Raw genomic sequence first — 15982 nt, 5'->3', positions numbered from 1 at the left:
TGAGCGCCGCCGATCGTGACGACCTGTTCGGATTGAGCGCGTCACGGGCGGCGGCCGGTGCTCGACCATCGTGTTTCTTCGAACGGCGGCCCAGGAATGACCCGGTCTGGGCCGGGGGCAGTGGGGAAATCAGGATGTCTCCCGCCCCCGAAATGCGTGGTTGTGCCGCCTCGCCCCCGCTCGAGCAATCGCACAAAAAACGGGCTGGACCTTGGCGCGTCTCTTCAACGCGGTGCTCGACCTGTCGAAGCTCGAATCTGGGCACGTCAATCCGAGCTATACGAGCGTCGACCTGAGCCGCGTGACCGAGGAGACGGTCGCGCAACTCGCGTCGTTCGCGGCGAGTCGCGGCGTTGTGCTGCGCTATGCCACGGCGCTGCAAAGACCCGCATGGGTGCGCACCGACGCCGACTGGATTCCCCGCGTGTTGAGCAACCTCATCGCGAATGGAATCAAATATTCGGATCCGTCGAAATCGGGTCGCTGTGCAGTGATTGTGGGTTTGGTACGCATGTGGAACTATGTGCAGCTAAACGTTCTCGATAACGGCATAGGAGTCGCGCCGGAGCATTGGGAGGCGATCTTTCAGCCGTTCGTGCAGATCAGAAACCCGGAGCGGGAGCGCGGGAAAGGGCTTGGACTCGGTTTGTCGATCGTGAATGCGGTGATGTCATAGCTCGAGGGACACCATCTCGGAGCGAAGTCGATCGAGGCGAATTAGACCGCTGGAGCGTTCGCGACGGTGGGAATCTCAACGCCGCGACGCGCCATTTCCACGATCAGGAAGGTGCGCCGCGATACGTTGAAGCGGCTCAGCAGATAGCTGATGTACTCCTTCGCGGTGTTCTCTGTGATATCCATCTTTCGCGCGATGGCCTTGTTTGACATGCCTTGCAGGAGAAAAACCAAGGCTTGCCCGAGGCGCGGCGGCAGGTTCAGCGAGTCGATCGGAATGCCCTTGCTTGGGCCCGGTGACTGCGGGGTATGGCCGCCTTTGCCGAGCACGCTGTTCGGCAGAAAAACCCGTCCATTCAGGATCGTCTGCAGCGCTTCCCTGAACACCGCGCCGCCTTTCTCGCTGGCCTTCGAGATGAAGCCGCCGGCGCCATTCTTGATGCACTCCAGCACGGTCTCGCGGTCGTCCTGCGCGGACAGCATGACCACACGCGCAGCACGCTCGTTCTCCTGCAGCCAGCGCAGCAGGTCTAGCCCGGTGTGATCGCCCCCGATCTGGTAGTCGAGAAACACCAGGTCGTAAGCCTTGTTCTGCAGTTGCTCGACAGCGGCAGCATATGAGCCGGCCTCGTCGATGTCGAGCGTCGGTTCTGAGGTCAGAATCTGGCTCTTCATCGCGATTCGTGTCAAACCTTCGTCCTCTACAAGCAGTACGTGGCGGAAATACAGGTTGTCCATGGGCGCCTCTCCAGTCGATTGCATCGTATCCGTATCCCTCCAGGTTGCTATCCCCCCAAATCGAGGGACGTTTCTGCGGCCACCTTCTGGAGGCGTTTTTCCCCCGCCATGGCCGGTTTTGCGCGAGTCCCGGGACGCGCAGGATGGAGTCGCTGCAGTTCGGGCGATGAGGGACACCATCATGCGCACGCCACATCTCGACTTGAAAGGTTTGCCGAACACTTTCCGCTTCGCGTCGGATGACGAAACTCGCTCACGCTCGTGCGAGCCGGAGCGAGAACCAGCAACGCAGCGGCGGCGCGCGCGATTTGCGCGGACGCAACCCCTTTCACTCACGACGATACTGGACGGACCGTCATTCGCAACTGCATGGAGATGCTCGACGGAAATTGCTGAACGTCAATGTGCTCCCTGCCCAGCGGGGAGACGCGCTGCAGTTCCTCGAAGACCTGCCCGAAGGCGTCACCTTCGGCGACATCTGGTTCAACGGATGGGACCAGATGAAGGCGATCTGCCTCGAACCGATGGGCGTCAAGGAGGGCATCCGCCTATCGGAGCTCCTGAAGAAGAATCACAAGGCAACTTGGAATAAGGCGGCCGACGGCAACGCCATCGCGCTCGAGGCTGACGGTAGCGTCGTCACGAATTCGATGATCGACGGAGGCATGACAAGGAGTCAGTGGCCCGCGTGCTCCATGACGGCAAGGGCGCTAAGACACTCATCTTCAACTACCGCACAAGCTTCAATGATGTCTGGGACGACGAAGACCTCATAGAGGAGTTTGGGTATGAGGTCGTCTACGGCGACGGTCACTCGCCTGTCGTTGTAACACTGAGCGCTATGTTCGTCGTCAGGAGGAACTGCAGGTTCAATAGGAGGCTGGTCGAGGTGGATTTTCAGTCCTCCGAGTTTCAATTATGAATCGTCGTATTGTGATAATTAAACTTATCACAATATTGTTATTTAGCAGCACACTCCTACAGAAAACGCGACCGATACGACCCGCACTCGTACACGAATTGGCAGGCCGCTTCGAACGCGTCGCCTTCGTTTCTGGCGCGCACCTGATCTGGCTGACAATCGCTATTGGCCGCGATCTCCAGATGGTCGCGGGATCAGATCTGCAGCCGCTCGAGCACTTCAAGGAAGAGCAGCACGGCAATGAGGATGCCGATCCATCTTACGGTTAGTCTCAGATTGAGGAGCGTCGGCCCCAGGGCACTCACGGCATCCGCGACGAGCTTCGCCGCGACCGCCTCGTCGCCACGCGTCGAGGAGCCATGCAATGAGGCAGTCGCAAAGTCGATCCGAAGGTGGGTGACAAAGCCAGTTGCGATATTCGGCCATTCAATCGCGTCGTCGCTTTCGTTGGGCCGGAGAAAGAGCCGAGGTTGGCGTGCAGGGTTGGCCGCCGGATTCTCGGCCGTGTAGACATGCCGCATCGCCAGCCCCAACTCTACCGCGCCAAGCTGGCCTTCCGAGATTGCCTGCGCAAGCACCTGGAGACAGGCGGGGGGAATGTGGCAGGCGAGCCACCACTGTTCGGGTTCCCCGGTCTCGTCATCGGCGGAATTGAAGCCCAGTCGGGCAGTGCCGAGCGCCACATCGGACAACGAGTTACCCAGTTCGTCTTCCAGAGCGCGCAATCCAAGCCGGTCAGCGGTGCTGACGTCGCGGGCTTCAAAGGACACGTGGAGCACGCGTGTCGCTTGCTGAGGTGCGCCAATGATCGAGAGTTCCTGGCCGTCCAGGTGTGCCACTCCGTGTAGCGATGTGGACAGTATCGGTTGCCGGTCTCCATCCAGGGGCTCGACGAGTTGTTGCGCCACCTGAAGCTGCTCCAGCTTCAACCACATCGACATGGCGGGGTAATACGTCCGCTTCTCGTTTTCGCTCTCAACAATTTCAAGGGTGTGATCTTTCCGCTCAACGAGATTCACCACGGCCCTTTTTGCCAGGAAATCCATGACCCGCCCCCACCGCTAAGTACGCCAAGTCCCTCGCCGGTAGAAACCAGGAGGGGAGTGCCGTCCGTTTGACCGCGTGATCGAGAAGCATCTGCGGCTTTCGCATTTGCGCGCAGGACGTGAGTACGCGCGATTGTACTCATCCGAAAGTTTGTCGCTATATGCCAAAGAGCACATAAGAACGACGTTTCAATCCTCAGACTTATTCGGCGAGAAAACCGGATCAACGTCGAGACTCAACGAAGCACTGTTGCCAGTGAAATATAAATGAAAGCAATACCGCCGTCCTCCGCGCTGCTTTTCCATACCGGAATCGCTGCATGACACGTTGCTTGTGTTGGCTAGAACACACTCGATCGTCGTCCGGAGCGCGACCGCACAACGCGCTGGGTTTGCCCTACTGCAAGTGTAGGGAGGTAACCCATCGCAGGCCCCGCTGCCCATATCCAAAATCCAGATACGTGTCAGTGTGCGGTTGCATGAGCCCGCATTGGCAGTAGAGCGCGCAGTACAGCGCGTAACGCGCTGGTTGACCCCAAGGACGGAGGTCATATGTTCAGCATCCGTATGTGTCGCAATAGCGTGGCAGCCCTGCTGTGCATGATGTTTGCGATTCCCTCATTCTCCCAGTCGTTCATGGTTCAATGCCCGCCGACCACGCCGTCCCATCCGACGGCGCTTGCGGCGGGCGCCGGCGAACCGCCGTACACGGGACCGTCCTTCACGGGCCAGACCTCGGCATCGACGGGTGTCGTCAACGGTGCGATCAAGTGCCAGCAGATCTCAGGGGGCGACGGTTACGCGACGATGGCCAATGGCGTGCAGACCTATCTGTTCGCTTTCGGGCCGCTGTCCGGCCTCGCCGACATCAAGGCGGGCCTGCCCGGCACGGAGTTCGCCTCGGTGTTCAATACCGTCGGCGACCCCAGAACGGATCAGACCTATAACGGCGCGGTCGGTCTCACGCCCGATCCGGAATCCGTTCCGCCTGGCCAGCTCACCGGCCATGTCGACCCGCGGCCGATCATGGACATCGGCGTGATGAACGGCAACGAACCCGCACCGATGATGGCGATCGACGAGGACGACGAGTTCTTCCTCACACTGACCAACGTCGGAATGATCATGCGGCCCGACCTGTTCGAGAAGCATACGGTGCACTTTCACGGCTATCCGAATGCCTCGTCGTTCTATGACGGTGTGCCGGATGCGTCGGTCGCGATCAACATCGGCGCGAGCTTCACGTACTACTACCTCGCGCCGGATGCGGGCACCTACTTCTGGCACTGCCACATCACGCCGCCGGAGCACCTGCAGATGGGCATGGTCGGCCAGATCTTCGTGCGGCCGCGCCAGAACCGGGTGCCCGCAGGCCAGTCGCTGTACCAGTCGCTGGTGTTGCAGCAACAGGATCTACGCACGCGGTGCGGCACCGACATTCTGTGCACGACGCCGCTGCCGCCGCAGAACGGCGTGCTGCATGCGAACAACCTGAGCGGGACGCCCACGCTCTACGCCTACAACGACGGTGATGGCTCAACCGCCTACGACGTCGAGTATCCGGTGCAGATTCATGGCTTTGATCCGAACTTCCACTTCGTAGGTATGACTTTCAATCCGGAACCGTTCACCGACATGAAAGACAAGTTCTTCATGCTGAATGGCCGCAGCTATCCCGACACAGTGAATCCGGGTCCGCTTTCGACACCTGCGTCGGACGGCGTGCCGCGTTTCTCGCAGCCGCTGCCTTCGCTGATCAATATCCCCGTCGGCGGCAAGGTGCTGCTGAGAATCTCCGATCTCGACGTTACCGAATATCAGACGCTCGCCTCGCTCGGCATTCCGATGCACGTGGTTGCTGTCAATGCGCGGCTGCTGCGCGACATGGCCGGCAACGACATGACCTACTACACGAACTCGATCACGCTCGGTGGCGGGGAATCGCTCGATCTGATCCTCGATGCCAGCGACACGACGAAGTATCAGTCAGGGCAGGTCTTCTACCTGTACACGCCGAATCTGGATCATCTGGCAAACGATCAGGAGAACTTCGGAGGCCTGATGACCGAGGTGCACATCTGCAGGTCGGTGGACCCCAGGACGAAGGTCTGCACGCTATGAGACGCCTCTTGCACTCGATAAGAACAGTTCACGGCTGATCTGCCATGGACTCGGCCAGAAAGTCCTGCACTTAGGAGAAGAGCCGTGGGACACATCACTTACCGCTTAGGAACCGCGACCCTCGCGCGCCTCGGACGGCTTGCACGGTTCGGCGCGGCGGCGCTCGCTGCGCTCTTCTACATGCAGGTGCATGCGGCCGCGCCTGGCATCACGGGCACGCATTTCGATCTGCGCGCCGAGGCGAGCCGCATCACCCAGCCGGACGGCAATAGCGTCTATTCGTGGGGCTACGGCTGCAATACCGCGCCGGCCGGATTTTCGCCGCCCAACATTGCCGGTGCGAACTGTCCCACCATGCAGATTCCCGGCCCGACGCTGATCGTCAACCAGGGCGATATCGTCACGGTGACGCTCACCAACAATCTGCCGGCGGCAGCGGGCAACACGTCGATTCTCTTTCCCGGCTTCGATGTCTGCATGGGTACCATCGACCCGACAACGAAGGTTTGCTCCGGCACGCCAACCGGCGTGCAGGGGCTGCTCACGCGCGAGGCGTCCCATAGCGTCACGGTCACCTACAGCTTCGTCGCCGCCACACCCGGCACGCATGCCTACTACAGCGGCACGCAGGGCGACCTGCAGATCGAGATGGGCCTGTACGGCGCGGTCATCGTGTTGCCGACTTCGTCGCCCGGCACGATTGCCGTGCCGACCGGCTGCAACCCGATCCAGGGGACGCGCAAGCTGCTGGACGGTCAGCCCGATTTCCGCAACGCCGCCGCGGCCTACAACCATAGCGCAGCGTGTTACGACCGTGAGTATCTTTTTCAGTTCTCCGAAGTGGATCCGCGCATTCATGCACAGGCGGAACAGCAGGCCGGCAATGCGTGCACGAATCCGACCGGCTGCATGACCGTGGAAACGGAGCCTTATCACCCGGCGTACTTCATGGTGAACGGGCGCTCGATGCCGGATGACATGGACCCGAACTACGCGGCGCAGTATCCGAATCAGCCGTACAACGGCAACCCGCACATGCACCCCGGTGAGCTGGTCCTGCTGCGCATTATCGGCACGGGCCGCTGGCAGCATCCGTTCCATGAGCACGGCAATCACGTGCGCGTGCTCGCCCGCGACGGCAACATGCTGCTTGCGAAGACGGATCCGACCAAGGTCGCCGGCCCGCTGCTGTTCACGACCACCACGACGCCGGGACTTGCGATGGACGGGATCTTCTACTGGACGGGCAAGGGTCTGAACTGGGACGTGTACGGGCATTACCCCGGCGACGGCAGCGTTTGCATCCCGGATGCAAACGGCTACTACACGCAGGATCCGACAGCGCCGAACTACTACGAGTGGTGCGCGGATCACAACAAGGCGCTCGAAGCGCATCCGTTCGGCAAGGTGGGGAGCGGCGGCCCGGTCACGCTGCCGGACTCGCACGTGCTGACCAACGGCTTCTGGTACGGCGGCAGCCCTTATCTGGGACCGGACGCGACCATACGCGCGACATCGCCCACCGGCACGACGCCGCCAAGCGGCACGGTGGTGAATCCGCCGCAAACGGAAGCCGGCTTTGCATTCATGTGGCACTCGCATAACGAGCGCGAGATCACCACGAACAACATCTTCCCTGGCGGAATGATGATGATGATGCTCGTTGATCCGCAAGCGTTCCTGATCGACGAATCGAATTAGAGGCGGGGAGAACGGCGATGAGATCCACCACACTCAAGGCAAACCTGTTAGGTATGCTTAAGGTATCGATTGCGGCTTTCGTAATGCTGGGCGCGAGCGAGATGGCATTCGCCCAGGCGAGCGTCAATCTGACTGCGAAGGCCACCACTGCCGTGATGCCTGATGGACAGAGCGTGCCGATGTGGGGCTACACGTGCTCGTCGGCCGCTGTTGCGCCCGCCGCGTGCGCGGCCGCGAACCCAGGCGCGGGAGCGAACTGGTCGCCAGTGGTGATCACGGTGCCGCCAGGGCAGCTCACGATCAATCTGACCAACAGCCTGCCGGGCTCCGTGCCGACCTCGCTTGTGATAGTCGGGCAACTGGGCGGCGGTCTGGGCACGACAGCGACGAGCATGCCGAGCCCGACGCACCCCACGCAGACCGCGACCACGTGGCCAACCGCCGCCGCCGCGCCCGGCGGGGCGACCTTTACGCCGCCAAACCAGGCGGCCCGCGTGCAGTCGTTCGCGACTGAAGTCGCACACGGAAGCACCACAGCGCTCTCGTGGAACAACCTGAATCCTGGTACCTACCTGATCGAGTCGGGCACGCATCCGTCGATCCAGGGGCCGATGGGGCTGTACGGCGTCCTGGTGGTGAGAACGCCGGCCAATGGCACGACGCCGGCGCAAGCGTATCCGGGTATCAGCTACGACACAGACGTGCCGCTCGTACTGAGCGAAATCGATCCGGTGCAGAACACCGCGGTCGCGGCGGCCGTGACGACCGCGGGCTTTAGCGAAACCCTGGCCTGGTCCGGCCAGCCGGGCGGCTGCGGCGATTCGAAGTCGACCGCGTTCGGCACCTGCTATCCGCCCACGGTGAACTACGATCCGCGTTACTACCTCATCAACGGTGTCTCGTTCGACCGCACCAATCCGGGCGCTTCGACGTTCGCCGCGACGAGCGCCGCGACCACGGGGCCGGTGATGCTTCGCTTTGTCAATGCGGGCCTGCGCATGCACGTGCCGGCGGTGGTCGGTGCGCAAACCGGCACCTCGCCGATTTCCGGCTTCGCGCTGATCGCCGAGGACGGCAACGTGCTGCCCGGCAATCCGCGGATTCAGTCGGAAGTATTCATGGCGGCTGGCAAGACTTACGACGCGCTGGTCAATATGCCGCCGGCAAGCGCTTCCGCGCTGCCGGTGTTCGATCGCGAGTTGAGCCTGTCGACGAATAATGCGCGCGATGGCGGTATGCAGGGCTACATCAGCGTGAACAACGCTGCCGCGGCGACACAGGCAGCCGTGGCCAACGCGACGGTTACCGGTTCCACGTACTTCTTCGTTCCCGGCAAAACGCTGACGGTGTCCGACCCGGCGAGAGGCGTGGCAGCGAAGGACGCGAATGTCTACGGTGTGCAGGTGAAGACCCCGCCGACTGGCGGCGCGCTCACGCTGAACCCCGACGGCACGTTCGTGTACACGCCGAACCAAGGCACGACGGCTGACAGCTTCCAGTACCAGGCGAACGGCAACCCGAACACCGCCGCGACGGTGACGCTCACGGCGTGCACGTCGGGCAACGGGTGCCTGTCCGGGCCGCCCACGGCCGGCAATGCCGCCTATACGAGCAACATCGCCTCGCGTCTGCAGATCGCGGAGCCCGGTGTGCTCACGTACGCCAGCGATCCGAATGGATTGCAGCTAACCGCGACGCTGGTCGGCACCCCGACGGGCGGCTCCGTTACGCTGAATCCGGACGGCTCGTTCACGGCGAGCCCGGCGACCGCGCCGACGGGCAGCGCTGCGTCCGCCAGCGTGACGTTCAAGTACCAGGCGGTGAATGCGCAGAACACGGCGAGCAATACGGCGACCGTGACGGTGACGTTCAAGGGCGGCAGCGGACTCGTCGTCAACGTGCTGGATGCGCCAAGCACGCAACCCGGCAAGACGCCGGTGAAGATCAGCGACTACCGCTGGATCATCGAGGAAGACAGAACGTTCCAGATCGATCCGGCCTGCCAGGTGAACTCATCCACGCGTCCGGCCACGTGTCCGCCGCTGCCGGTGCCGAGTCTCGGTGCGAACTTCCACACGAGCTACATGCCCGTGGTGGCGGCGGGCTGTGTCGGCGTCGCCGCGTGCGAATCAGGCCAGACGGTCTACGATCCGGCGAGCCAGACCCACAAACCGGCTGTGTGCGACGTCGGCAACGGCGTGTGCCGGACAACGGCGGCGCAACAGGTGCCGGTGGATCCGTCGCAGGTGGCGCTCGATCCGAAGAAGCGCTATTACATTTCGATCCTGCCGGGCAATGCCTACAACTCGTTCACGAACGGCGGCGGCGCGCCGCAGCCGGTCGATCCGGCCAACCCCTCGGGTCCGCAGCGGCAGTTCGACATTTCCAAAGACTGTCCGACCGTCGCGAACTTCGCGCCGGGCACGGGCAAGTGCGGCAACGGCATGGGCGGCGCCCCGATCTCGGCGGGTCAGACCTCGGTCAATGTGTTGCTGGAGGAGTCGCCATTCCCGACAGCAAAGGTTTCCGTGTTCGTGTTCGAGGACGACGCACCGCTGAACGGCGAAGTGGATGTGAGCGGCGGCACCGACACGTTCGGCTCGGCCCGCGAGCCGGGACTCGGCGGCTTCGAGATCAAGCTGTGGGACGACGCCGGCGGCAGCGGCAGCCCGACCGGACAGATGACCTACGACATGTTCAACATGCCGCTGTCCAATTCGCTGGCGGGTACGATCGATCCGGTCACCAATCTCAACGCGTGCCCGATTTCGACGAACCCGGACGGCCTTGTCGGCATGATCCCGACCTGCCCGAAATATGAGTCGGACGGCAAAACGCTGTCGCCGCTCGTCGGCCAGGCCATCGTCGCCAACCTGATGCCGGGCAGGTACGGCATCATCGCGACGCCGGCGGCCGACCGCATCGCGCGCGGCGAGGAGTGGCTGCAGACGAACACGCTGGACGGACAGAAGGCCCACGACTCATTCATCAAGATCGGCGGCCCGGCGTACTTCCAGGAGTTCGGGCCGGCGGGTTTCCACGTGTCGATTGGCTTTGCGAACCCGAAAATCGTCAACGCACGGCTGCCATTGCTGTGCGCCACCTCGACCTGCAACAACGGGCTCAAGGGCCGGGTGACGAACCTGCACTACAGCCGTCCGCCTGACGAGCACCTGTACGGCAGCCAGTCGCGCAAGCCATTGAGCTTTACGCAGTGCTACGTGAGCGTAGGCGATCCGGACGGCGAAGATTACGCGCTCACCAAGTGCAACGCGGACGGCACGTTCAGCTTCACGGGCCTGCCTGCCGGCATTACCCGCATCACGGTATTCGACCAGTGGAACGACCAGATCGTCGACGGGCTCGCATCTGCCGTCACGCTCGGAGGCGGCGCGACAACGGACGCCGGCGATATTGCGGTGCTGCAGTGGCAGACGAATCTCTATACGCGCACGTTCCTCGACACGAACGGCAACGGCGTAGGGGATCCGAGCAAGCCAGGTCTCGCGCTGCTGCCGACCAACATCCGCTTCCGCGACGGCAGCTATTCGGATTTCAACAACACGGACATGAACGGCTATGCGTCGTTCAACGAAGAGTTCCCGTTGTTCAACTGGTATGTCGTTGATACCGACCTGACCCGCTTCAAGCAGACTGGCGTGCACGTCGTCTACGACGCGGGCGGTCCGCCCGACGGTACGCCGGGCGGCGGCAAGTCGACCATTGCCGCGAACTTCGCGAACACGCAGGAATCGATCCATCTGCCTACGAACCTGCGGGTGCCGGGCGCGGTGTACTGCAACGACGCGGACTGCAACGACCGCTCGGGCTCGAATCCTTCGACCGGCCGCGTCGATCCGCCGTGGGTGACCACGATGGGCTGGCAGGGTTTCTCGGGCCAGAGCTCGTTCATCGAGTTCGGCAAGACGCAGTACGCGGCGAACGAGAATGGCGGCATCCGGGGCGAAGTCGTCTACGCTTCGACGCGCCCGTTCGACGACCCCGCATTGCTGGTTCACACGAAGTGGACGCCCGACGTACCGAACGTCACGGTGAACCTGTACCAGGAAGGCGTCGCGGCGGACGGTTCCACGAGCCTGAAGCTCGTCGACTCGACGAAGACCGCGAGCTGGGACGACTGGTCCCAGGGCTTCCGTTCGGACGGCGTGCCGAACATGAACTGCCCGGGCCAGAGCACCACCGATCCGTACTTCTTCACGCTGCAGAACACCAAAAACTGGCTCGATCCGCAGCAGCGTGCGCTGCCGAATAATTCGCAGTTCAAGTGCTATGACGGCATGCACGTGTTCAACCAGGTGCAGCCGGCGCCGTACGATGGCATGTATCAGTTCCCGAGCGTGACGAGCCGCGATCCGCATAGTGGCCTGCCAACCGGCAGCAACTGCACGATCTGCCAGGCGAATCCCACGAAGGACGGCACGCAGATGCTGCCGCCCGGCAAGTATGTGGTCGAGATCATCGTGCCGCCGGGCTACGAACTGGTGAAGGAGGAGGACAAGAACATCCTGATCGGCGATAACTACATCGCACCGGTCACGCAGCAGTTCGGCGGGATCGGCGACATCTTCATCCTGCCCGATCAGGCCGCGATGAATTCCACTTACAACCCGAACAACGCGCAGAATCCGACCACGAATCTCGGCTCGACCCCGCACGCCGAAGGCGATACCGGGTCCATCGAACGCTTCTGGCCGTGTGTTGGAGAGCTGCGGATCGTGCCGGACTACATCAGCCTGTTCCCGGGCTCGCAGGAAGTCTCGCCGTTCGCGGGGGCTTCGAGGAATCTGTGCGACCGCAAGGAGGTGGAGCTTACCGATCAAAGCGCGGTGCAGGCGAAGTTCTGGATCTTCAGCTCGACACACGTTGCCGCGCACTACACCGGCTTCATGCTGGACGACTTCTCTTCGGAGTTCGATCCGTATTCGCCGCAGTTCGGCGAAAAGTTTGCTGTGCCGAACGTACCGGTGTCGTTCAAGGACTTCGCGGGCAACGAAATCTCGCGCACCTATTCGGACCAGTGGGGCATCTTCAACGGGCTGACCTATTCGACCTGGCAAGTCAATCCGCCGAACCCGACGGGCTACGCGCCGACGATGATGGTCGCCTGCATGAACGACCCGTACATGCCCGACCCGGCGCACTCTGGCCAGACCATCAAGGACCCGCTCTACAACCCGGCATACAGCCAGTTCTGCTACGAGATTCCGTTCATGCCCGGACAGACGCAGTACATGGATACGCCAGTGGTGCCCGTTTCGGCCTTCGCGGACGGATATAACCAGGTCGACTGCGCCTATCCGGACGGCACGCCGGGCATTGCGAGCGTGACCGGCGACGCGATTGCCGGCAACACGTCCGCGGGCAGCAACGGCGGCGCGGGCCCGTGGGTCAGTTCACCTTTGAAGACGCTGACGATCACGTCGGTCGGCACGCAGCAGGTGCCCAACCATGCGTACACCGGTCCGAGCGCCACCAAAGCGCCGTTCAACCAGAAGTTCATCACGCGCAACTACGGCTTCGGCGCGCAACGCGGTGTCGTGACGATCGCGGGCATCCCGGCGCCGGTCACGTCCTGGAGCGACGCGAAGATCACGGTGATCGTGCCGCCTTTGCTCGGTCCTGATGCGGCCTGCACGATCCAGCAGCGCGGGGTGACGACGCCTACCCAGTGCGGCCAGCTCGTCGTCACCGCGGCCAATGGAGAGCGCTCGATCGACGCGGTCACGGTGACGGTCGGCGGCAAGGCGCCTACCTTCGTGGGCGGCGAGAACACCGCGGGCAACGCGATCCAGACCGCGATCGACCACGCAACCGCGGGCGACATGATCGTCGTCGGCCCGGGCACCTACAAGGAGATGCTCCTCATGTGGAAGCCGGTGCGGCTGCAAGGCGTGGGCGCCACAGCCGTCACGATCGACGCGAACCCGCATCCGTCGGGCAAGCTCGACCCGTGGCGCAGGCAGGTCGGGTGCCTGTTCGGCGATGCGCTGAACGGCGGCCTGATCTCGGCGGGCAATCCGTACGATCCGACCGGCGCGTACAGTTGCCTCGCCTCGATGCAGCGCAAGATCGACGGGATCCCATTCGAGCCGACTTCGGGCTGGGATTTCAACCTCAACGGCAACCTTGCGGAGACGCTGATCGAGCCGACGCTGATGGGCGCGTACGAAGGCGCGGCAATTACCGTGCTCGGCAAGGGCGTGAAGGACGTGCTGGTGGGCGGCGTGCTGACACAGGACCAGAACTGCGTCGCGAACGGTATCTGCACGCCGCTCACCAACAGCGCCGCGGATTGCAATACCTATCAGAGCAACTTCCTGTGCAACCCGTCGCGCATCGACGGCATGTCGTTCACGAACAGCTCGCAAGGCGGCGGCGGTATCTATCTGCACGGCTGGAACCACTACACGGAGGTATCGAACAATCGCGTCTTCTCGAACGCAGGCACGCTCACGGGCGGCATCATCGTCGGCCAGGTTGAAGTGCCCGACGGCACTATCGCGGCGGATAACGTGACCCAGCTGGCGTTCCAGTACAACGTCCACGTCAACGTGCATAACAACCAGGTCACGTCGAATGCTTCGTACGGCGACGAGATCAATTCGACCACGCCGTCTTCGGCCGGTGGGGTGACGTTCTGCTCGGGCGCCGACTACTACAAGTTCAACTACAACTGGGTCTGCGGCAACATCAGCAGCGGCGATGGCGGCGGTGTCGCGCACTTCGGCTTCAGCTACAACGGCGACCTGTCGCACAACTGGATCCTGTTCAATCAGAGCAACAACCCGACGTTGCCGACGTACGGCGGCGGGCTGATCGTTCAGGGTGTGCCGCCGGACGGCACCTTCTGCGAGAACGCCACCACGGACGTCGACTGCGCGCCGCAGCTTTCGGACGGCGCGGGCCCGGGCATCACGATCGACGGCAACCTGATCGTCGGCAATACGGCGGAAAGCGGCAAGGGCGGCGGCCTGCGGCTGCAGAACGTCAATGGCACCGACGTGCAACGCAGTCCGAACGACAGCTCCAGGTGGTATCGCGTGAAGGTCACCAACAACATCATCGCGAACAACGTGGCGGGCTGGGCTGGCGGTGGCGTGTCGCTGCAGGATGCGGTGGCCGTGAACTTCATCAACAACACGGTCATCTCCAACGACACGACTGCTACGGCCGGCGTGCTGTTCAACACTTCCGCTGCTACCCAGGCCAATGTCGGGCCGCCGAACTGCACGACCTCGGGTTCGGAAACGACGTGCCAGCCGACCACGACGTCGCAGTACGAGCCGGCCGGGCTCGAGACCGCGCGCCATACGCAGAACCTGGTGGCGGCATTCACGAGCCCGAACGTGACGTGTCCAGCAGGCAACCCGAGCTGTACGACGTTCTCGAACCCGGTGCTCACGAATGACCTGTTCTGGCAGAACCGCACGTTCTATATCGCAGTGGGAGGACTCGATCCGGGCATTGCAGGGCTGCAGAACGTGGTCACGCTGAATCCGTCGCTGAATCAGGCCGGGCACGCCACGGGCTATTGCGATCCGAAGGCGGTCTTCTGGGACATCGGCGCGTTCGGCGATACCGGAGCCGCCAACCATGGCTCGGGTCTGACGATGAGCCCGCGGTACTCGATCCTGACGGACGCCGGCGACTATCCGAACGCGAACAACAGCGGATCGAATCCGGGTGTCGTGCATCAGTACTGCAACGGTGCACGCGTGCCGCCAGAGGCGGGTGGTATCGGCATCACGGTGCCGCCCGGCATTGCGGACACGGTGCTGCCGAATCCATTGTTCAGCCTGCTGCCGTCGGCGACGCCGGACGAGGGCAACAACTGGATCAATATGTCGTACGGTCCGCTGTCACTGTTCAACGAGGCGAGCACGGGCACGCAACTCAACGTGCTCCTTGGCAACTACACGATTCCGGGGACTTCGCCGGCGGTCAACCATGCCACGGCGGCGGGCGCGCCGAATCGCGACATCTTCGGCACGCCGCGGCCGCAGCTGGGTGGCTACGACATCGGCGCAGTGGAGTTCGTCCGGCCAGGCGTGCTTGCATCGCAGCCGTACCCGCTTGCGCTGGGGGTCAACAATCCGGCGACGCTGCTCGGCTTGCTGCAGGGGATCTTGCCGAGCGCCGCGACTGGCGGAGCCACTGGAGGTGTGCCTGCGTTGCCGGTGATCACACCGCCCGCACAGACAACACCGACGGGTGGCAAGACGCTGGGAGCGTTGCCATGAGCAAGCGTTGCCATCGGTCGCCGTGGGCAGGGCTGATTGCCGGCAGCGTCTGCCTCGCTGCTAGCTGGCTTCAGCCCGCCGCGGGGCAGGAAAGTGCGATCGCGGCGCACAAGCCGGCGGGAGCGGCGGCGAAGCAGTCGCCGTACTCGCCGGCGAGCCTGCCGCAGCGCGCGAAGGGGTACTACGAGCTGGCGCAGGGCATTGACCACCTGAGCGTGCGCCGCACGGCGTCGGGCAACCTGATCCGCTTCAGCTATCGCGTGACGGATCCGGCGGCGGCGCGGCCGCTCGGCGAAAAGACCGCGACGGCCTTGATGTTCGGGCGCACGAGCCATGCGTTGCTCGAAATCCCGGTGATGGACAAGGTCGGCGCGCTACGCCAGAGCGGTCCGCTGGAAACCGGTCAGGAGTACTGGATGGTGTTTTCGAACAAGGGCGGAGCGATCAAGGCCGGAGAGCGCGTCGACGTTTTCGTGGGGTCGTTTCACGTCGACGGGTTGATAGTCCAATGATTGCGC

The 15982-nt window shown here is 63.0% G+C and carries 8 protein-coding genes; 6 read left to right on the top strand and 2 right to left on the bottom strand.

Going from position 1 to position 15982, the window contains the following annotated elements; genetic code table 11:
- Positions 1-211 precede the first annotated feature (211 nt).
- Positions 212-676, top strand: coding sequence for a sensor histidine kinase (locus L0U83_RS25500; protein WP_233886949.1), 465 nt, complete (start codon positions 212-214; stop codon positions 674-676).
- A 41-nt stretch (positions 677-717) separates the two neighbouring features.
- Here the strand turns inward: L0U83_RS25500 and L0U83_RS25495 are convergent, their stop codons facing one another.
- Complete coding sequence (locus L0U83_RS25495) at positions 718-1413, bottom strand: response regulator (protein ID WP_233886948.1); 696 nt, start codon at positions 1411-1413, stop codon at positions 718-720.
- Positions 1414-1802: 389 nt separating this feature from the next.
- Between L0U83_RS25495 and L0U83_RS25490 the strand changes: the two genes are divergently transcribed.
- Positions 1803-2189 carry a hypothetical protein gene (locus tag L0U83_RS25490; RefSeq protein WP_233886947.1) on the top strand — a complete coding sequence of 129 codons (387 nt, stop codon included), beginning with the start codon at positions 1803-1805 and terminating at the stop codon, positions 2187-2189.
- A 340-nt stretch (positions 2190-2529) separates the two neighbouring features.
- On the opposite strand, the gene L0U83_RS25485 is transcribed toward L0U83_RS25490, so the two are convergent.
- Positions 2530-3381, bottom strand: a complete 852-nt coding sequence (locus L0U83_RS25485) for a hypothetical protein (RefSeq protein ID WP_233886946.1) — start codon at positions 3379-3381, stop codon at positions 2530-2532.
- A 552-nt stretch (positions 3382-3933) separates the two neighbouring features.
- Here L0U83_RS25485 and L0U83_RS25480 point away from each other — a divergent pair.
- The 4 genes from L0U83_RS25480 to L0U83_RS25465 all read left to right on the top strand — a co-directional run bounded on the left by L0U83_RS25480 (position 3934) and on the right by L0U83_RS25465 (position 15976).
- Positions 3934-5502 carry a multicopper oxidase domain-containing protein gene (locus tag L0U83_RS25480; RefSeq protein WP_233886945.1) on the top strand — a complete coding sequence of 523 codons (1569 nt, stop codon included), beginning with the start codon at positions 3934-3936 and terminating at the stop codon, positions 5500-5502.
- A gap of 84 nt (positions 5503-5586) precedes the next feature.
- Positions 5587-7203, top strand: coding sequence for a multicopper oxidase domain-containing protein (locus L0U83_RS25475; protein WP_373321111.1), 1617 nt, complete (start codon positions 5587-5589; stop codon positions 7201-7203).
- Between the two features lie 17 nt (positions 7204-7220).
- Complete coding sequence (locus tag L0U83_RS25470) at positions 7221-15464, top strand: Ig-like domain-containing protein (RefSeq protein ID WP_233886944.1); 8244 nt, start codon at positions 7221-7223, stop codon at positions 15462-15464.
- Entirely contained in the window at positions 15461-15976 is a 516-nt protein-coding gene (locus L0U83_RS25465; RefSeq protein WP_233886943.1) for a hypothetical protein, read from the top strand. Before L0U83_RS25470 ends, L0U83_RS25465 begins: the two co-directional genes overlap by 4 nt.
- Positions 15977-15982: the final 6 nt, after the last annotated feature.

It is taken from the genome of Paraburkholderia flagellata (assembly GCF_021390645.1).
Taxonomy (GTDB): domain Bacteria; phylum Pseudomonadota; class Gammaproteobacteria; order Burkholderiales; family Burkholderiaceae; genus Paraburkholderia; species Paraburkholderia flagellata.
This window is presented reverse-complemented; position numbering and strand designations above follow the sequence as displayed.

What these genes read in the sequence shown, in the direction of transcription:
- L0U83_RS25495 (WP_233886948.1), bottom strand. Translation starts at nt 1,413, where the DNA reads ATGGACAACCTGTATTTCCGCCACGTACTGCTTGTAGAGGACGAAGGT.
- L0U83_RS25485 (WP_233886946.1), bottom strand. Translation starts at nt 3,381, where the DNA reads ATGGATTTCCTGGCAAAAAGGGCCGTGGTGAATCTCGTTGAGCGGAAA.
- L0U83_RS25480 (WP_233886945.1), top strand. Translation starts at nt 3,934, where the DNA reads ATGTTCAGCATCCGTATGTGTCGCAATAGCGTGGCAGCCCTGCTGTGC.
- L0U83_RS25470 (WP_233886944.1), top strand. Translation starts at nt 7,221, where the DNA reads ATGAGATCCACCACACTCAAGGCAAACCTGTTAGGTATGCTTAAGGTA.
- L0U83_RS25465 (WP_233886943.1), top strand. Translation starts at nt 15,461, where the DNA reads ATGAGCAAGCGTTGCCATCGGTCGCCGTGGGCAGGGCTGATTGCCGGC.